The organism is Methylobacterium sp. M6A4_1b (assembly GCF_053345175.1).
The window spans coordinates 49,277-66,145 of sequence record NZ_JBKEZQ010000018.1; the positions used below are offsets into that span (position 1 = coordinate 49,277).

At 69.3% G+C, this 16,869-nt stretch carries 16 protein-coding genes and 1 pseudogene; 8 read left to right on the forward strand and 9 right to left on the reverse strand.

Features of this window, described 5'->3' with window-relative positions; translation table 11 throughout:
- Positions 1 to 404 precede the first annotated feature (404 nt).
- From cysE to soxC, 4 genes are all read right to left on the reverse strand, one after another.
- A complete protein-coding gene (gene cysE / locus ACLBWX_RS16755) occupies positions 405 to 1,268 on the reverse strand; it encodes a serine O-acetyltransferase (RefSeq protein ID WP_447678147.1) in 864 nt (287 codons plus the stop codon).
- Between the two features lie 40 nt (positions 1,269 to 1,308).
- Positions 1,309 to 1,500 carry a hypothetical protein gene (locus ACLBWX_RS16760; protein ID WP_447678148.1) on the reverse strand — a complete coding sequence of 64 codons (192 nt, stop codon included), beginning with the start codon at positions 1,498 to 1,500 and terminating at the stop codon, positions 1,309 to 1,311.
- A 249-nt stretch (positions 1,501 to 1,749) separates the two neighbouring features.
- Positions 1,750 to 2,325 carry a c-type cytochrome gene (locus tag ACLBWX_RS16765; RefSeq protein ID WP_447678149.1) on the reverse strand — a complete coding sequence of 192 codons (576 nt, stop codon included), beginning with the start codon at positions 2,323 to 2,325 and terminating at the stop codon, positions 1,750 to 1,752.
- A complete protein-coding gene (soxC, locus tag ACLBWX_RS16770) occupies positions 2,315 to 3,565 on the reverse strand; it encodes a sulfite dehydrogenase (RefSeq protein WP_447678150.1) in 1,251 nt (416 codons plus the stop codon). The genes ACLBWX_RS16765 and soxC overlap by 11 nt, the downstream gene beginning before the upstream one ends.
- Before the next feature lie 585 nt (positions 3,566 to 4,150).
- On the opposite strand from soxC, the gene ACLBWX_RS16775 reads away from it, so the two are divergent.
- The 5 genes from ACLBWX_RS16775 to ACLBWX_RS16795 are packed head-to-tail and all read left to right on the forward strand — an operon-like array spanning position 4,151 to position 7,912.
- Positions 4,151 to 5,185 (forward strand): ABC transporter substrate-binding protein, encoded by a 1,035-nt coding sequence (locus tag ACLBWX_RS16775; protein WP_447678151.1) that lies wholly within the window; start codon positions 4,151 to 4,153, stop codon positions 5,183 to 5,185.
- A gap of 10 nt (positions 5,186 to 5,195) precedes the next feature.
- Positions 5,196 to 6,107 (forward strand): ABC transporter ATP-binding protein, encoded by a 912-nt coding sequence (locus ACLBWX_RS16780; RefSeq protein WP_447678152.1) that lies wholly within the window; start codon positions 5,196 to 5,198, stop codon positions 6,105 to 6,107.
- Positions 6,104 to 7,006, forward strand: a complete 903-nt coding sequence (locus ACLBWX_RS16785; protein ID WP_447678153.1) for an ABC transporter permease — start codon at positions 6,104 to 6,106, stop codon at positions 7,004 to 7,006. Before ACLBWX_RS16780 ends, ACLBWX_RS16785 begins: the two co-directional genes overlap by 4 nt.
- 52 nt (positions 7,007 to 7,058) lie before the next feature.
- On the forward strand, positions 7,059 to 7,472 hold the full coding sequence (locus tag ACLBWX_RS16790) for a YeeE/YedE family protein (protein WP_447678154.1): 414 nt from the start codon (positions 7,059 to 7,061) through the stop codon (positions 7,470 to 7,472).
- Positions 7,469 to 7,912: a DUF6691 family protein gene (locus ACLBWX_RS16795; RefSeq protein ID WP_447678155.1), complete on the forward strand. Its 444-nt coding sequence runs from the start codon at positions 7,469 to 7,471 to the stop codon at positions 7,910 to 7,912. Before ACLBWX_RS16790 ends, ACLBWX_RS16795 begins: the two co-directional genes overlap by 4 nt.
- 3 nt (positions 7,913 to 7,915) lie before the next feature.
- Here ACLBWX_RS16795 and ACLBWX_RS16800 read toward each other — a convergent pair whose 3' ends face one another.
- Together ACLBWX_RS16800 and ACLBWX_RS16805 are read right to left on the reverse strand one after the other, a co-directional pair.
- Positions 7,916 to 8,959 (reverse strand): LLM class flavin-dependent oxidoreductase, encoded by a 1,044-nt coding sequence (locus ACLBWX_RS16800; RefSeq protein ID WP_447678156.1) that lies wholly within the window; start codon positions 8,957 to 8,959, stop codon positions 7,916 to 7,918.
- 5 nt (positions 8,960 to 8,964) lie between these two features.
- On the reverse strand, positions 8,965 to 9,954 hold the full coding sequence (locus ACLBWX_RS16805) for an ABC transporter substrate-binding protein (protein ID WP_447678157.1): 990 nt from the start codon (positions 9,952 to 9,954) through the stop codon (positions 8,965 to 8,967).
- A gap of 515 nt (positions 9,955 to 10,469) precedes the next feature.
- Here ACLBWX_RS16805 and ACLBWX_RS16810 point away from each other — a divergent pair.
- The 3 genes from ACLBWX_RS16810 (at position 10,470) to ACLBWX_RS16820 (ending at position 13,121) form a co-directional block, all read left to right on the forward strand.
- Positions 10,470 to 10,877, forward strand: a complete 408-nt coding sequence (locus ACLBWX_RS16810) for a group III truncated hemoglobin (RefSeq protein ID WP_447678158.1) — start codon at positions 10,470 to 10,472, stop codon at positions 10,875 to 10,877.
- 125 nt (positions 10,878 to 11,002) lie between these two features.
- Positions 11,003 to 11,635 (forward strand): class I SAM-dependent methyltransferase, encoded by a 633-nt coding sequence (locus ACLBWX_RS16815; RefSeq protein ID WP_447678159.1) that lies wholly within the window; start codon positions 11,003 to 11,005, stop codon positions 11,633 to 11,635.
- A gap of 253 nt (positions 11,636 to 11,888) precedes the next feature.
- The gene (locus ACLBWX_RS16820; protein ID WP_447678160.1) at positions 11,889 to 13,121 is read left to right on the forward strand and encodes a DUF3829 domain-containing protein; all 1,233 of its coding nucleotides are present in this window, start codon (positions 11,889 to 11,891) and stop codon (positions 13,119 to 13,121) included.
- An 827-nt stretch (positions 13,122 to 13,948) separates the two neighbouring features.
- Here the strand turns inward: ACLBWX_RS16820 and ACLBWX_RS16825 are convergent.
- The 3 genes and pseudogenes from ACLBWX_RS16825 to ACLBWX_RS16835 all read right to left on the reverse strand — a co-directional run.
- Positions 13,949 to 14,455 (reverse strand): annotated as a pseudogene (locus ACLBWX_RS16825) (IS5 family transposase); the annotation flags it as partial.
- 700 nt (positions 14,456 to 15,155) lie between these two features.
- Complete coding sequence (locus ACLBWX_RS16830; protein WP_447678161.1) at positions 15,156 to 15,443, reverse strand: LysM peptidoglycan-binding domain-containing protein; 288 nt, start codon at positions 15,441 to 15,443, stop codon at positions 15,156 to 15,158.
- Between the two features lie 231 nt (positions 15,444 to 15,674).
- Complete coding sequence (locus ACLBWX_RS16835) at positions 15,675 to 16,808, reverse strand: chromosome partitioning protein ParA (protein WP_447678162.1); 1,134 nt, start codon at positions 16,806 to 16,808, stop codon at positions 15,675 to 15,677.
- Between the last annotated feature and the right edge of the window lie 61 nt (positions 16,809 to 16,869).

Consider the following 16,869-nt stretch of genomic DNA (forward strand, 5'->3'; position numbering starts at 1 on the left):
GGCACGAGCACAATCGAGTGACTGCGCGTTCGAGAACAGCGCTGTGGCGACCGCGATTAAGTCTTACTCTGTCCGGAATGAATATTTGTAAAGTTCCGGAGTGACGCGGTTCTAGACGTCGTGCCAACGCTGCGTCAATGGAATAATATTCCATATTTGGCGGCATAAAAGTTAAACGAACTCTCCACCGAGACGCTTATAAAATTACATGCTACTAATCTGGATTAAAAAAGGAGATTTATCTCCAAGAATAGATTCCCGGGGGAATTGTTGGAAAGATTTGGCCTGAGATCCGGCCCGCCCAGCAGGGGAGCCCCGCGCGCAGCAGGTCACAGGGGCTTGCCGGAAGTCGGAAGACGGGTCCGCCGGAGTCCCGCGAAACGCTGGTCCGGCCTTCGAACTCGCTAGATCCCGTCGCCGAAGAACTGATCCATGGTCTGGGCCGGGTCCTCGGCGGCACTGATTCGCGACACGACGCGAGCCGGTACGCCCGCCACCGTGGTGTGGGCCGGCACGTCGTGCAGGACGACCGCCGCAGCCGCTACCTTCGCGCCCTCGCCGACCCGGATGTTTCCGAGCACCTTGGCACCGACGCTGAGCAGCACGCCGCGCTCGATCTTCGGGTGGCGGTCGCCGCTCTCCTTGCCGTTGCCCCCCAGCGTCACCGACTGCAAGATTGAGACGTCGTCGGCGATCACCGTGGTCTCGCCGATGACGACGCCGGTGGCGTGGTCGATGAAGACGCCCGAGCCGATCCGCGCCGCCGGGTGGATATCTGCCCCGAACACCTCGGAGATCCGGCTCTGGATGTGGAGTGCCAGGGTGGCGCGGCCCTGGTGCCAGAGCCAGTGCGCCACCCGATAGCCCTCGAGAGCCGCCAGCCCCTTGTAGAACAGGAAGGGGTCGAGGTAGCGCCGGCAGGTCGGGTCGCGCTCGCGGATGGCCACGAGGTCGCGCACCGCGTGCTCGCCCGCATGCGGGTCGGCCTCGAAGGCCGAGAGGCAGAGGTCGCGGGTGGAAAGCCGCGCCAGGTCGCCGTCGCCCAGGCGATGGGCGAGGCGGTAGGCGAAGGCGTGGATCAGGCTCGGCTGGTCGAGCACCGTCGCCTGGATGATGCCGGCATAGAGCGGCTCCTCGATGAGAGCCGCCTCCGCCTCGGCGCGCATCGCCCGCCAGACGTCGGAGCCGGCCGTGGTCTGGCTCACGCTGCGCAGGGGCGGGCGGAGAAGATTGCTTTGAACGCGCGAGGCCTGGCTGCCGGCGGTCATGCGGATCGGGACGTCCGGGTGGCGCGTGGCGGCATCGGCCTCAACCGATGCGCTGGAAGAGGGCGGCGATGTAGCCCACCAGGAGGCCGTGTCCCTCGAACTGGACGTCCACGACCTGCGCTCCGTCCCAGGCCGGCAGGACGTCGACGATGCGCCCGGTGGCGTGGCGCCAGATTCCGAGGGCATCGGCTACGTCGAGCCGGGCGAACACAACCTGATCTCCGAGAACCATCGCTTTCTCCGGTCTGTACGTCGTCGCTCGAGGGTGGTGACTAGGGAGGCGTCGTTGGCGCGATCCGGGGCCCGCGAGCGGGCCGTCGCGAGGCACCGACGGGTACGTCGAACCTGAGGGAAGTGTGCCGATCCGGGTCGTCCCGGGTCAATGACAGCGGTTTCCAAAGATCGACCGCTTGCGGGCACAGCCTTCCTTCCGGACGGCTCCCGGAAGCAAGCTTGTCCTGCGCGGCCGATTCCGGCCGGCTCAACGGGCCGCCACCGGGATGTCGGGGCGTGCTTCTCCGGTGAAGCCGTGCCGGTTCGGCATCGCCACCTTCGGGAGCGTGCCGGCGTCCAGCACGGTGTCCTCGGGGAGGAGGCCGTTGAGGTGGAGGACGTAGGCGCTCAGGGCGTAGGTCTCGTCCGCGCTGAGAGATTGCGGCGCATCGACGGGCATGGCGCGACGGATGTAGTCGAACAGGGTGGTGGCGTAGGGCCAGTAGCTGCCCACCGTCCGGACCGGTTTCGGCGTGGCGAGCGAGCCCTGGCCACCGGCGAGGGCGTCGGCGCTGCCGCCTTCGCCCTTCGTCCCGTGGCACGCCGCGCAGCGCGCCTCGAACAGGACGGCGCCGTCGCGGACGTTGCCGTGGCCCGGGGGCAGGCCCCGACCGTCGGCGCGGACGTCGATGTCCCAGGCAGCCACGACCTCCGGCGTGGCCACGCGGCCGATCCCGAGGCGGGCCGACGAGCCGTGCAGGCCCGCGGCGGGTCCGCCGGGATCGGCCAGGGCCGCACCGGTCAGGACGAGACAGGCGAGGGATCCGAGGAGGCTAACCCGCATGGCTGACGCCTCCATCGGCGGCGACCCGCCAGCCGAACGTCGCGTTGTTGTGGTAGAAGGATTGGGTGCCCCGCACCGAGACCAGGGCGGCGCGGTCGGGCTGGACGTAGCCGGTCTCGTCGGTGGCGCGGCTGAGGAGCTGGGCCGGGCCGCCCTCCCAGCGCCAGGGCAGGCGGAACCGGGTGAGGCAGCGCGGCAGGATCGGACCCTCGAGGGCCGCCGGCTGCCAGCGGGCACCCCCGTCCGTGGAGACCTCGACCCGAGCGATCCGGCCCCGCCCGGTCCAGGCGAGGCCCCGGATCTCGCGGAAGCCCGGCTCGCCCAGGCGCTCGCCCCCCGAGGGCGCGGTGATGACGGATTTGGCCTCCATCACGAAGGTGAACTGCCGCGCCGTGCCGTCCGGCATCAGGTCGGTGTATTTCGCGGTCTCTTCGCGGGTCTGGAACGGCTGGTCCCCGACCTTGAGGCGGCGCAGCCACTTGACGCTGAGGTTGCCCTCCACGCCGGGCACGAACAGCCGCAGGGGATAGCCCTGCTCCGGCCGCAGCCGCTCGCCGTTCTGGGCGTAGGCCAGGATCGCGCCGTCGCGGGCGAGGTCGAGAGGAAGGCTGCGGGTCATCCCAGAGGCGTCGGCGCCCTCGGCGAGGATCCAGGCGGCGCCCGGCCTCACGCCGACCTCGTCGAGCAGCGTAGCGAGCTCGACCCCGGTCCACTCTGAGCAGGAGAGCAGGCCGTGGCTCTCCTGCAGGGTCCAAGACGGCTTGGCACCGAGCCAGGGCGTATTACCCGAGCATTCGAGGAAGTGGATGCGCGACACGGCGGGCATCCGCAGCAGGTCGTCCATGGTCAGGACGAGGGGGCGCTCCACGAGGCCATGGATTGCCAGCCGGTGCCGCTCCGGGTCGATCGCCGGCACGCCGGCATGGTGACGCTCGAAGTGGAGGCCGTTCGGGGTGATGATGCCGTGCAGATGCTGCAGCGGCGTGCCGGTCGAGGCCGCTCCCGGAAAAGGCGGCGGCGTCCGCGGCCGGCGTCCCAGCCGCTCGAACGGAGACGGCTGACCATAGGCCGGCGAGGCCACCGGCGCCCCGGGGGTACGGCTCCACGGGGGAACCTCCAGAGGTTCGATGCCGCCCGCCGCGCGGGCCGCCGCAGCGACTCCGACCCCGCCGACGGTGGCGCCGGCGAGGCGAAGAAAACCGCGTCGATGCGCAGGCCGGCGCAGGGCGTCAGGGGGCATGGGACGGAATCCGGACGAGGGTGGGAGGATCGAGGCGCGGAGGCCGCACGCGACGGAGCGCGAGCGGACAGGATCGACGGTGCCGCGAAGGCCGATATTCAACCGTATTCGGAGGGGGCGATCAACGAAACAGTCTTTTTTTCTTCGATCCAGGACGAGAGAAACAGCCTCCAAGTGGGCCAGGACGGAGAGTATTCTTAGTCGGGACGCCCAATCGAATTTCGGCTCGGCAGATGGCAGGAGCGCCGGGGGAGCGTTTCCCCCAGATTGGCCGCGCGGCCGGTAAGACTGGCCGGCAAGACTGAACAGCAAGAGAAAGCGGCACTTTCCCGCGTCAGAGCACGGCGTCCGGCGCTAAATTGCTCGCCGGGAGAAATGCTCTCCGGAGCCCGAGCCCTGGAACATGAACGGTCTCCGGCAACTCCACAATAGAGAGTTCGCTTTTATTGACCCGGCTCGGTCCCAGGATAAGATCTTCGGCATCGATCCGGAGCGCAATGTCGACCTGGATTGTCTAATTCTCTTCAGACGAAATGGCTCCTCCGAGCAAGACGTCGTCTCCAAAATAAAATCGCGGCGGGCAAGATGACAATCAGGCAACACACCATCCTCTCGCGACGGCTGGCGGGTGCCCTGCTCGGGGGGCTGGCGCTGTGCACGGCGCTCTCCGGCGTCGCGGCGGCGGCCGAGGGCCAGTTGCGGATCGCCAAGCAGTTCGGCGTCGTCTACCTGCTCCTCAACGTGGTCGAGGACCAGAAGCTCATCGAGAAGCACGGCAAGGCGGCCGGCCTCGACATCAAGGTCGACTACGTCCAACTCTCGGGCGGGTCCGCGGTCAACGACGCGTTGCTGTCGGGGAACATCGAGGTCGCCGGGGCCGGCGTCGGGCCGCTCTTCACCCTCTGGGACCGCACCCGCGGCCGGCAAAACGTCAAGGGCGTCGCCTCTCTCGGCAACTTTCCCTACTACCTCGTCACCAACAATCCCGATGTGAAGAGCATCGCCGACTTCGGCGAGAAGGACCGGATCGCGGTCCCGGCGGTGGGCGTTTCGGTGCAGTCGCGCATCCTGCAATGGGCTTCGGCAAAGCTCTGGGGCGACCAGGAATTCGCCAAGCTCGACCGGATCAGTGTCGCGGTCCCGCATCCGGAGGCGGCGGCCGCGATCATCAAGGGCGGCACGGAGATCTCCGGGCATTTCGGCAACCCGCCCTTCCAGGAGCAGGAGTTGGCCGAGAATCCGAAGGCCCGCATCGTCCTGAACTCCTACGACGTCCAGGGCGGCCCGGCCTCCTCGACCGTGCTGTATGGGACGGAGGCGTTCTACAAATCCAGCCCGAAGACCTACAAGGCCTTCCTGGATGCGCTCGACGAGGCGGCGAAGTTCATCACCGAGAACCCGGAAAAGGCGGCCGAGATCTACATCCGGACGACCAACAGCAAGCTCGATCCGGCACTGCTGAAGACGATCATCACCAACCCGGCCGTGACCTTCAAGGTGACGCCGGAGAATACCCTGGGCCTCGGCCAGTTCATGCATCGGGTCGGGGCGATCAAGACCGCGCCCCAGGCGATCGGCGACTACTTCTTCGCCGATCCGCGCATCACCACCGGCAGCTGAGCGGCCGGCCATGATCTCCGCCGCCACCCTGTCCGACCTGTCCGTCCTCGAACTGGCCGAACCGCCTCCGCGCGGCGGCGTCCGGCGCGAGGCTGCCCCTGCCCGACCGGCATCGGAGCGCGCGCCTGCGCCCGCACGCGACCCGTCGCCCCTGCTGCAGATCCGGGGCGTCACCCTCGAGTACCGCACGCCGCAGCGGGTCGTTCGTGCCACACACCGGATCGACCTCGACATCTATGGGGGCGACCGCTTCGTCCTGCTTGGGCCATCGGGCTGCGGCAAGTCCACCCTGCTCAAGGCGGCGGCCGGCTTCATCACGCCGGTGGAGGGCTCGATCACCCTGGCGGGCGCGCCGGTGCGCGCGCCTGGGCCTGACCGTATCGTGGTGTTCCAAGAGTTCGACCAGCTGCCGCCCTGGAAGACGGTGGCGCAGAACGTCGCCTTCCCGCTGCGGGCCGCCAAGGCGCTGGGCCGGCGCGAGGCGCAGGAGCGCGCGCGCCACTACATCGACAAGGTCGGACTCACCTCCTTCGCCGATAGCTACCCGCACCAGCTCTCCGGCGGAATGAAACAGCGGGTCGCCATCGCCCGCGCCCTGGCGATGCAGCCGCGGGTGCTGATGATGGACGAGCCCTTCGCGGCCCTCGACGCCCTGACCCGGCGGCGGATGCAGGAGGAACTGCTCGCCCTCTGGGACGAGGCTCGCTTCACCCTGCTGTTCGTCACGCATTCCATCGAGGAGGCCCTCGTGGTCGGCAACCGGGTGGCTCTGCTGTCGCCCCATCCCGGCCGGGTACGGGCCGAGTTCAACAGCCACGCCTTCGATCTCTCCAGCATCGGCAGCGAGGCCTTCCAGGCGGCGGTGCAGCGCCTGCACGCGCGCCTGTTCGACACCGACGTCCCGGCGGAGGCGGTCCGATGACTGTCTTCGCGACCCGCTCCGATCTCGTGTCCGGCGCTCTGGCGCCGCCGATCCGCCCGGAATACGACCGGGTGCTCGCGCCGTTCGTGGAGGCTCCGTTGGAGCGCACGCTGCCGCTCGGCACGCGGCTGTGGCAGCAGGACTGGCTGCGCAAGGGCCTCATCATCGCAGCCCTGGCCCTGCTCTGGGAGGGGCTGGCGCGCTGGCAGGACAACGACCTGCTGCTGCCCGGATTCCTCGCCACGATGACCGCGCTCGCGGATGGCCTCGCCAACGGTGAGCTGCTGGACCGGGTGCGGATCTCGCTGACCGTGCTGGTGCAGGGCTACGTCGCCGGTATCGCGCTCGCCTTCGGGCTCACGACCCTCGCTGTCTCGACCCAGTTCGGCCGCGACCTGCTCTCGACCCTGACGGCGATGTTCAACCCCCTGCCGGCCATCGCCCTGCTGCCCCTGGCCCTCCTGTGGTTCGGTCTGGGCTCCGGCAGCCTGATCTTCGTGCTGATCCACTCGGTGCTGTGGCCGATGGCGCTCAACACCTATGCGGGCTTCCAGGGCGTGCCCGAGACCCTGCGGATGGCGGGGCGCAACTACGGCCTGCGCGGGCCATCCTACGTCCTGCAGATCCTGATTCCGGCCGCCCTGCCGGCGATCCTGTCGGGCCTCAAGATCGGCTGGGCCTTCGCTTGGCGCACCTTGATCGCGGCCGAGCTGGTGTTTGGCGCTTCCTCGGGCCGGGGCGGCCTCGGCTGGTACATCTTCCAGAACCGCAACGAGCTCTACACCGACCGGGTCTTCGCCGGCCTCGTCCTCGTCATCGTCATCGGCCTCGTGGTCGAGAATCTGGTGTTCGCGGCCTTCGAGCGGCTCACCGTGCGGCGCTGGGGCATGGCCCGGTGAGGGATTGACGCGCTAAGGGGCGACATACGGTGGCGGAGCGGGGTCGATTCCCATGAACAGCTATGCGTCTGGGTTCGCGGGCGGCGCGCTGATCGGCCTGTCGGTCGCGCTCTTGATGCTCCTCCACGGGCGCATCGCCGGGATCAGCGGCCTCGTGGCCGGCCTCGGCCGGGATCGCGGCCTTCGCCGGTGGGTCGATGGCGCCTTCGTCGCTGGCCTGATCGCCGGCCCGGCGGTCTTCGCCCTCGCCACCGGGGCCTGGCCGGCGATGCGCTTCGTCGCTTCCCTGCCGGTGCTCGTGGTCGCCGGCCTCCTCGTCGGGTTCGGCACCCGCCTCGGCTCGGGCTGCACCAGCGGTCACGGCGTCGCCGGCCTCGCCCGGCTCTCGCCACGCTCCCTGGCCGCGGTCCTGACCTTCCTGGGGGCCGGCATGCTGACCGTGGCGCTTCTGCGGGGGCTGGCATGAGCGCGGCGCTCCGCCTGCTCTCGGCCCTCGCCGCAGGGCTGATCTTCGGGCTCGGCCTGTCGCTCTCGGGCATGCTCGACCCGGCTCGCGTCCAGGGCTTCCTCGACGTGACCGGCGCCTTCGACGGGCGGGCGACCTGGGACGCGACCCTCGCCTTCGTTCTCGGCGGTGCGGTGAGCGTCGCAGGCTTCGGCTACGCCCTGGCCCGACGCCTGCCGCGCCCAGTCTTCGCGGCGGCCTTCGACCTTCCGACGAACCGACGGATCGACGGACCGCTGATCGGGGGCGCGGCCCTATTCGGCATCGGCTGGGGCCTGTCGGGCCTCTGCCCCGGGCCCGCCGTCGCGGCCCTGTCGACGGGGGTGTTACCGGTGTCGGTCTTCGTCGCCGCCATGCTGGTGGGCATGGCCGTCCACCAGCGGTTCGTCGCCCGCGCCTGAGTCTCAGCGCACCCGGGGCAGGACCTGCTCGGCGAAGCGTCGCATCTCGGCTTCGAACGGCTGGAATTGCAGCATGAACAGCTCGATGCCGGCGGCATGGAAGGCGCGGATGCGGGCCGCGACGGTGTCGTAGCTGCCGACGAGGCCGGCGGCGGTACCGCCGTTGGTCCCGACATGCCGGGAGGCCGCCGCGTCGGTCTTGGCGAACATCACGCTCGCCGTATCCGTACGCGCCCGCGTGTCGGCCCGCAGCACGGCGTCGCGGTCGGCCAGGGCCAGCAGGCGCGCGTGCTCGCTCTGCGCCGCCGCATCGGTGTCGCGGGCGATGACGAAGGCCGAGAGTCCGTAGCGCAGGGGCCCGTTGACGGCGGGCCGGCGGGCGACGTCGGCGATCAGCGCCTCGACCTCCGCGAGGGGCTGGCCGTTGATGAACCAGACGTCGGCCCGCTCCGCCGCGAGGGCGCGGGCCGGCTCGGATTCGCCACCGAGATAGATCGTCGGGCGCGGCCGGAAGCTGCCGGCCGGGCGGAGCTGGTAATCCGCGACCTGGAAGTGCGGCCCCGCATGCGTCACGCGCTCGCCCCGCATCAGCCGGTCCACGAGGCCGATCCACTCGGCGCCGTAGGCGTAGCGCGCGTCGTGGGCCGGAAAGGGCAGGCCGGCCCGCTCGAACTCGGCCCGGTTCCAGGCATTCACGAGGTTGAGGGCGAAGCGCCCACGGGCGATGTGCTCGATCTGCAGGGCCATCTTGGCCAGCACCACGGGATGGTAGAGCCCGGGCTTGATCGCCGCGATGATCTCGATCCGCCGGGTCAGGGCGGCCAGCGCGGCCGAGGCCGTCCAGGCCTCGAGCTGGTCGCGCCCGTCGTCGTAGGGATTGGCCGTGTGCTGGGCGACGAGCACGGCGTCGAAGCCGAGGGCCTCGGCCTCCAGCACGAGGGCGCGATTGCGCTCCCAGCTGGCGTCGTCCGGCTCGTCCGGATCGTGATGGGAGGCGCGCGCGCCGTGGACGGCGGCCCAGATCCCGAAGCGGAGCGGATGGGTCATCGGCCTCAGCCCCGTTCCGCCGGCGGCTGCCAGGTATTCACCGCGGTCGCGTCGAGGTCGCGGGGAATCAGCTTGGCTTCACGGAAGGTGTCGGCGATGGCCTGCTGCTCGCCGAGCTCGGCCCGCACCACCGGCGTCACGTCGTAGGTCCGGCGCCGGTTCACGGTGGCGACCACCTCCGGGGAGAGGTCGCCCCAGATCGGCGCGAGGAGCGCCACCGCCGCATCGGGCTCGGCCTTGACCCAGCGGCCCGCCTCCCGGAGCGCATGGTAGACCACCCCGACCACCCGCGGGTTCTCGGCCACGAACCGGTCGTTGGCGAGGTAGTAGCGGTGGTAGCTCGACAGGCCGGTGGCGTCGGCCAGCACCCTCACCGGCCGCTTGGCCTGGGCGATGGCGAGGAACGGGTCCCAGATCACCCAGGCGTCGAGGCTGCCCTGGCCGAAGGCCGCGAGGCCCTCCGGCGCCTGGAGATAGGCCGGCTTGATGTCGCCGAAAGCGAGGCCCGCGCGTCTGAGGGCGGCCGCCAGGATGAAGTGGCAGCCCGACCCGCGCGAGACGCCGACGGTGCGCCCCTTCAGGTCGGCGATGGAGCGGATCGGCGATTCCTCGGGAACGATGATGGCCTCGGCCGCGGGGGAGCCGACCTCGCGGGCATAGAAGGTCAGTGGCGCGTTGGCCGCCTGGGTGAAGATCGGCACCGCGTCCGCGACGTCCGCGTGGAGATCCACGGCCCCGGCATTCATCGGCTCGATCACGCTGGTGAAGAGATGCCAGGAGGGCGCGAAGCCCAGGGGCTTCAGTCGCTCGTCCAGGGTGCCCTTCGCCTTCAGGATGGTGAGCAGGGTCGAGGAGCGCTGGTAGCTCAGGCGCACGGTCCGCTCGGCCGCCCGGACCGCCGGCATCCCGAGGGGCGCCAGCGCGGCGGCCCCGAGGCCGGCGCGCAGGATCGTCCGGCGCGACGGGGCTGCCCCGCGCGGCGTATCGTCGGTCATGAATCGTCTCCGGAAGGCAGATCGCGTCGAGGCAGATCGCGTCGAGGGAAATTTCGCAGGGCAAGGTCCCGCGGCGCGCCGCCGGGGGGCTTCGCGGGCCCGATCGCGGATCGCCGACACCGTTGCCGTGCGATCACGATCCCGTGCAGACGATTTACAGGCGCCCGCCAAGATTTCGCAAGGAAAGGGTTTTTCGAATTTTCACGCTTTCGCGGAGGAATGTTTTTGCAGACCGACCGAGATCCAGGCGGCTGTCGCGACGTCCGCCCGCGCTCCTCACCGTCCCGGATCGGGCCTTCAGCCTCCGCAGGGCGGCCACCCCGCGGGCGCTTCGCCCTTGGCCCGGTCCGGAATCCCCGCCCGGTCGGCGGAGACGTCCGACGCGACGGGCAAATCCGTGCCCCGCGATCCGACGGCAGGGTTGCGAAGCTGGCATCGCATCGCCCGCGCCGGCATGCTCCGGCTCCCGACAACGCGATCCGGACACAGGCTCGGCAGTCGCGCCTCGTGTCACCATGGGTTGGTTCCAGATGCTCACCGACACCCTCACGGAAGCGCGCCTCCGAACCTTCCTGGCCGCCTTCTATGCCAAGGTGCGGCGCGATCCCCTGATCGGGCCGGTGTTCGCCCGCGCCATCCCCGACGGGGACTGGCCCCGCCACCTCGCGGTGATCCAGGATTTCTGGTCCTCGGTGCTGCTGAGATCCGGCCGCTACAAGGGCAATCCGTTCGGCAAGCATCAGGGGCTCGGTGCGTTGACCCCCGCCCACTTTGCCCGATGGCTGGCGCTCTTCGAGGAGACGGCCCGGCAGATGTTTCCGGCCGACGTGGCGGCGCTCCTCACCGAGCGCGCGAACCGGATCGGCGACAGCCTGCAGGCGGGTCTGTTCTTCAGGCCGGACTCGCTGTCGCGGGACCGTTGAGACCCCGTGCGTGGCCCGCCTGCGGCGCGACCCCCTGACACGCGAATCGTCCCCTCGCCGGAGGGGATCGATCGCCCGGCGGCGCCGTTGGACACCGTGTCGGCGGCAGGCAGCGCGAGAATCCCATGAGACCGGTTGCGAATTTCCCGCCCGAGGCGTTCGCCAAGAACGATCCGAGCCCTGATCCGCTGTTCTACCGTCAACCGCGCTTCGTCACGCATATCGACGCCGCAGCGATCGCCGCGGTCACGCGCCTCTACCGGGACGTCGTTCCGGCCGGAGGAACGATCCTCGACCTGATGTCGAGCTGGGTCAGCCACCTGCCGGCGGACAGGATCTTCGCGCGGGTCATCGGCCACGGCTTGAACGCCTCGGAACTTGCGGCGAACCCCCGCCTGACTCGGCACTTCGTGCAAGACCTGAACGCTGCGACCCGACTTCCCCTGGATCCTGCGAGTGTCGACGCGACGCTGCTGTGCGTCTCGGTCCAGTATCTGCAGAAGCCCATTGCGGTGTTGTCCGAGGTTGCGCGCGTGTCGCGCCCGGGAGCACCGGTGGTCATCAGCGTCTCGAACCGATGCTTCCCCACCAAGGCCGTGGCGATCTGGACCGCTCTGGATGGGGCGGGCCGCGCGCGACTGGTGGAGCGCTATCTCCGCGACGCGGGTTTCGCCCGGACCGCGGTGCAGGTCCTGATCCCGGAGCACGCCCTCACCGATCCGCTGACGGCGGTGATCGGCTGGACGTCAGGCGCGTGACACCCGCTTCGCGCCGTCGCGGTTGCGCGAGCCGGTCGACACGCGCATGGCATGGGGACGGCTCCAACCGCTCCGGCCAACCGGATTCAGCGGCCGGCAAGCGGCGGGACCCTGCAAGGTCCCCGCTCCGCGCTTCGACAAAACTGGCGCTTCGACGATAGGGACGGGAATGCGAGCACCGGCACGAAGATGCGGAGCCTGGAGATTCGGGGCACGGGCATGCGGGGTCGGATCGTTTCGTGACGTCCTCCCCGTGGTGGCCATCCTGGCCGGATGCGCGACGACGCCTGCGCGCGCGGTCACGCCGGTGGCACCGGTGGGCGTCGAGAGCTGCGACGCCTTCCTCGCCGCCTATGCCCAATGCGCCGCCAGCCCCGGCGTGCCGGAGGCCGCTCGCCCCGGCATCCGGCAGGGGATCGGCACGATGCGCGAGAGCTTCCGGGACTCGGTCGCGCGCGACGCGGCGGCGCGCGCGACCGTGGCCTATCAATGCGCCCAGGCTCACGAGGCTGTCCGCAAGAGCCTGATCGACGCCTTCAAGTGCGATTTCCCCGCTGCACCCGCGGCCTCCCAGGCCCTTTTGCAGAGCCCGCCACCACCGCCCGGCCCGGCTCGGGCGCCCGCCCGTCCGGCGCCGGCGCAAACGCCCGAGGCTCAGAACCTGGCGAAGGCGAATGCCTATGCCGAGGCCCAGAACCACCTGGTCCGGTCCCATCCCTTGACGCAACAACTGGCCGATTACCGGCGCGACAACGAGCGGGTGCTCAAGCTCGGCACGAAGCTCGGGGCCAATGCCTGGTACCATTTCGGCATCGTCGATTTCGACGGCGTCATCGCGGAGCTGGAGACGGCCGTCGCGTTGCCGGGCGCCGTGCCGGAGGTCGATGCCCAGGCCGCCCGGCTGCTGGCGGCCCTGCGCGAGGTCAATCCGACCCTGAAGGCGCTGACGCGCTATCAGACCACGCGGGAGTTCAAGGAGGACGGCTTCAAGTTCGCGCGCGAGCAGCACGCGATCCTCGTCCCGCGCGTCGAGGCGGCCGCCAAGGCGATGGACGCGTACGGCACGGCCCTGTTCGAGCGCGAGATCGCCCGGGATGAGCGCCGCCTGACGGCCCTGGCGGACGATGCGCCGGCGCGGCGTCTCCTCTCCACCAGCCTCACGCTGCGCCGCGCGATCCGGCAGTTCGAGGCCCTCGGTCCCAAGGCGGATGTCGCCCCGTTCCTGGCCGCCCTCGGCGAGGTCTCGAACGCCAATCGCCAGCTTGGGACGACCTTCGACGGCATGAGCCCGAAGGCGAACGCATCCTGCACCGGCTACACCGATACGGTCGCGAGCCTGATCGGGCACGGCCGGGATGTCGCCCGGGACATTCGCGCGAAGGGTGATCCGAGCCAGCCGGCGCAGCGCTTCAACGAAGCCTACAATCGTTCGGTCCGTGACTTGGAATCCTGTCAGAGGAACGAGGACCGGACGCGTCCGGGCTGAGACGCTGCCCCGGACCTCGCGAAGCTCTCATCCGGCCTGACGGTCCGTCCGCCCCGTCTCCCGCCGCGTCTGCTTGGGACCCCGGACGACCATTCGCGGGCGGCCGGCCCATCGGAACCCGGCGTCTCAATTCGAAGAACGCGTCCGCGCTGGACGACCGTACCCGAACCGCGCTCACGCCGCCCATACGGACGGCCTGTGGAGCAGCGGCGTGGACAAACGGCTCAGACCGCAGGGCGGTTCAGCAGATTATCGAATGCTTGGAATGACTTGGTTCTGACAATGGCTGGGGACCAGGATGCGGACGCACGAGACTGCTGCATAAAAACATAAGCCGCTACAGTCGGTTAGCTTCGCTGCCGCCATAGGATGCGTAGCAGCAGGGTGGAGCAGCGGCAAGGAGGATCGGTCGCCCCCCTCCCCCTTTGCGGCTTGCAAGCTGCCCTCCCCGGTATGCGCGCCAGTTAAGCCCTTCCGTTGGTTTCCCGCATTGCTTCTCACGCTTCCGCTCTCTGTTCTAACTGAGCTGGGCAACGCCGCCGGGCAGCGCGTCCAGCAGCCGGCCCGAGGGGGGTGGGACGGTTGCGCTTATGCGGCGGCCTGTTGCTGAACGACATCCTCCTCGGCATCCGTCAATATGGTGTCAGCCGTTGCCGCAGCGGATTCTGTTGCCTCGGATGAGGAAGCTTTGCGGGCTGCGGGCTGCAGCGCGGTGAGGTAGTCGGCCGCGCGCGAGCCCTGCACGGCAGCGTGGCTGAGTGCGCGGGGGTCGGCCCGCAGCAGCGGCGCCCATGAGGCGCGGTAGGCGGCGTGGTCGGTGTGCGGCGGGCACCATCGCGATCCTGCACGTCGGCGGGCTGTGGGTCGAGGACGAGAGCGCGTCCGTCCGTGTCGACCAGGGCCTGACGCTTGCGGCCCTTGACCTTCTTTCCGGCGTCGTAGCCGCACGGCCCGCCGCTCTCGGTGGTCTTGACGCTCTGACTATCGAGCACCGCAGCCGTGGGTAAGGCTTCCCGTCCGACACGCTCGCGGTCCGCCATGACGAGGTCGTGGTTGATGCGAGCAAACAACCCCTCGTCGCGCCAGCGGCTGAAGTAGCCGAACGTGGTCGAACGCGGCGGCAGGTCCTTCGGGATCAGCCGCCACGCGATGCCGCCGCGCAGCACGTAGAAGATGGCGTTCAGGACCTCCCGCGTCGTCCAGACTGGCGGGCGGCCACACGGCGCCGGCTCCGGCATCAGAGGGGCGATCACCGCCCACTCGGCATCTGTCAGGTCGGTTTCATAACGCAGGCTCGCATGGCTATGCTGCCGCCGGGTGGTCGGAGTCCAAATCGCAGATCCAGGTCAGGTTTCAGCACCCTCTTGGAATCACTGCCATCCCGGCCACTCAACCCTGCCTCAGCCCCTTATCGGACGGGCTCTTACGCATTGGATGATTTCTGTTGTTCGGGATGTAATCCCGAAACAACGCCGCCTTCGCGACCGTTCCGGCCTGGGCCATGTTTCAACACGTCACAGGGTCAGTAACCGTAACCACCGTTGTAAGCGTCATAGCCTATAGCGGGCGCGAACCCGTTCGATGCCGTAGTCGGCCCACCCCAGATGTAGCTCTGTCCTATCGGGTGAAAGGCCGGATGGTCCTGGCCTCGGGCGGAGGGCATGTGATCGCGCCGAGATTTTCCGTTATTCGAGAGAACTCGACTGTTGCGTCGACCAAAGGCCGAAAGAATAGACGGCATGATACGCATGGACGTCTCCGGAATAATCTGAGGAATCGGAAACATCCTTGGGACGATACCGTTCCCTCACCGTCCCGTCGTCAGAAAGTCCAAAGGTCTTCGGGCGGGTCTGAAACGATCCGAAGACGCAGTCGGTCGAGATCGGCGCGTTGCCGGAACGGCGCCCACGAGCGCTGTCATGAGCCCGCAAGCATGCTCGTCGATTGAAGGACGACGATGACGAGCGTGACGACGGCCGCGGCGGCCAGGACATAGGTGACGGTCTTGGTGAACTTGGTCATGGCCTCTTCCTTTCAGCCGCGCTTTTCGTTTCTGGGCGTCTCGATGGTGTCCTCGCTCGGCAGGACGAAGACCTGGCCCGGATAGATCAGGTCCGGATCGCGGATCTGATCCTGGTTGGCGTCGTAGATCGCCGTGTACCGGTCGCCCTCGCCGTAGGTCCGACGGCTGATTGCCCAGAGGCTGTCGCCGCGCTCGATGCGGGCGGTCCTGACCTCCGGCACGAAGACGACGGCAGGGTCCGCCTCGGACTTGGACGGATCGCGCCGGACTTCCGGGGATGCCGGCACATCCGGTCTCATGGAACTCGAATCCCGAGGCCCGTCCGAGGCGCCCGTCGCTTGGCCCTGCCGCGAGACGGTGTCCGGCGAGGATGCCATCGGCTGCGATGCGCCCGATGCCGCCCTTCCGCTTCCATCCTTGCTCGTGGGCACCTCCGATGGCGCCGCAACCGAACGGTCCGTCCCGGCGATCCGAGCGACATCCGGCACGAAGACCCACGCGGGCGGTTGCCCACGTGGGTCTTCGTCGTCTCAGCGAGCCGGCTGGCTCGGCGCGCCGGCGGGTGGGTTGGCAAGCTGTTGGCGGACCTCGGCGAGCTTCGCCTGGGCGGTGCTCAGGTCCTGCCGGGCCGAGGCCAGCCGCTCGTCGACGGAGGCAGCCTCCTTGTTGCGGGTGGCCAGGGTCTCGGTCAGCGTGGCCAACTCGGCCTGGGCGTCGGTCTGGCGTTTACGCAGGGCGTCGAGGGCGGCCGTGCCGGCATCGCGGTCGGCGGAGAGCTTCTGCAGGGCCTGCTCGGCCTGACCACGCTCGGACACGACCCGGTCGCGCTGCGCCTGGACCTCGGCGAGTTCCTTACGCACGCTCGTCAGGGCGTCGCGCGCCTGCTGGGCGTCGCGGTTCGCCTGTTCGATCTCGGCGTTCAGCTTGTCTTTGCTGGCGGTCAGGGCGGCAATGGCCTGATCAGTGTCCGTGCGCTGCTTTCCTGCCTGATCGGTCGCGGCCCGAGCGTCGGCCAATTCCTTCAGCGCGGCGGCGGCGGCCTCGCGGGCGTTCTGCTGGCGCTCCTCGGCCTTTGCGAGGTCCGCGGTCTTGGTCGTCGCCTCCTGGGTCATCGTGGCGAGGTCGGCGCGGAGCTTGGCCTCCTGCACCCGGGCGTCCTCCAGGCGACGTCCCACTTCGGCGAGATCCTGGGTCCGGTCGACGGCGGCCTTCTCCGCGGTGGCGATGGCCTCGCGCAGCGGGGCCAGCTTGCCCTCGGCCTGCGTGACCTGGGACTGGAGTTCGGTGAGCTTCTGGGTCTCGGCCTCGGCCGTCTTCCTCGCCTCGGCCGCCTTGGCCTCGGCAGCCTGCTGGTCCTTGGTCAGGGCCGCAGCCCGGGACTTCGCCTCCTCGGCGGCCTTGCTTGCCTGCTGGTCCTGCTGCTGGGCGGTGGCGATCTTGGCCTGGAGCGAATTCAGGGTGCCTGCCGTCGAGATCTGCCGTTCGAGGTCGGCGCGCAGCGCCATCTGCTGGCCCTGCAAATCCTCAATGCGATGGTCGCGGGCGCTGCGCTGACGCCCGGCGGCGATGGAGGCGACGATGAGCCAGACCAGGAGGACCCCGGCCACGACCGCGAGGCTGAAGGGCAAGGGTCGGCGGAGTTCGGATTGGTAGTCGATGGCCATGGGGGTCTCACAACGTCGGGGATAGCAGTGGATCGAACCCCGGCGCGGCATCGCCCGGCGT

Coding starts and splice junctions, on each gene's coding strand:
- cysE (WP_447678147.1), bottom strand. CDS start 1,268: ATGACCGCCGGCAGCCAGGCCTCGCGCGTTCAAAGCAATCTTCTCCGC.
- ACLBWX_RS16760 (WP_447678148.1), bottom strand. CDS start 1,500: ATGGTTCTCGGAGATCAGGTTGTGTTCGCCCGGCTCGACGTAGCCGAT.
- ACLBWX_RS16765 (WP_447678149.1), bottom strand. CDS start 2,325: ATGCGGGTTAGCCTCCTCGGATCCCTCGCCTGTCTCGTCCTGACCGGT.
- soxC (WP_447678150.1), bottom strand. CDS start 3,565: ATGCCCCCTGACGCCCTGCGCCGGCCTGCGCATCGACGCGGTTTTCTT.
- ACLBWX_RS16775 (WP_447678151.1), top strand. CDS start 4,151: ATGACAATCAGGCAACACACCATCCTCTCGCGACGGCTGGCGGGTGCC.
- ACLBWX_RS16780 (WP_447678152.1), top strand. CDS start 5,196: ATGATCTCCGCCGCCACCCTGTCCGACCTGTCCGTCCTCGAACTGGCC.
- ACLBWX_RS16785 (WP_447678153.1), top strand. CDS start 6,104: ATGACTGTCTTCGCGACCCGCTCCGATCTCGTGTCCGGCGCTCTGGCG.
- ACLBWX_RS16790 (WP_447678154.1), top strand. CDS start 7,059: ATGAACAGCTATGCGTCTGGGTTCGCGGGCGGCGCGCTGATCGGCCTG.
- ACLBWX_RS16795 (WP_447678155.1), top strand. CDS start 7,469: ATGAGCGCGGCGCTCCGCCTGCTCTCGGCCCTCGCCGCAGGGCTGATC.
- ACLBWX_RS16800 (WP_447678156.1), bottom strand. CDS start 8,959: ATGACCCATCCGCTCCGCTTCGGGATCTGGGCCGCCGTCCACGGCGCG.
- ACLBWX_RS16805 (WP_447678157.1), bottom strand. CDS start 9,954: ATGACCGACGATACGCCGCGCGGGGCAGCCCCGTCGCGCCGGACGATC.
- ACLBWX_RS16810 (WP_447678158.1), top strand. CDS start 10,470: ATGGGTTGGTTCCAGATGCTCACCGACACCCTCACGGAAGCGCGCCTC.
- ACLBWX_RS16815 (WP_447678159.1), top strand. CDS start 11,003: ATGAGACCGGTTGCGAATTTCCCGCCCGAGGCGTTCGCCAAGAACGAT.
- ACLBWX_RS16830 (WP_447678161.1), bottom strand. CDS start 15,443: ATGAGACCGGATGTGCCGGCATCCCCGGAAGTCCGGCGCGATCCGTCC.
- ACLBWX_RS16835 (WP_447678162.1), bottom strand. CDS start 16,808: ATGGCCATCGACTACCAATCCGAACTCCGCCGACCCTTGCCCTTCAGC.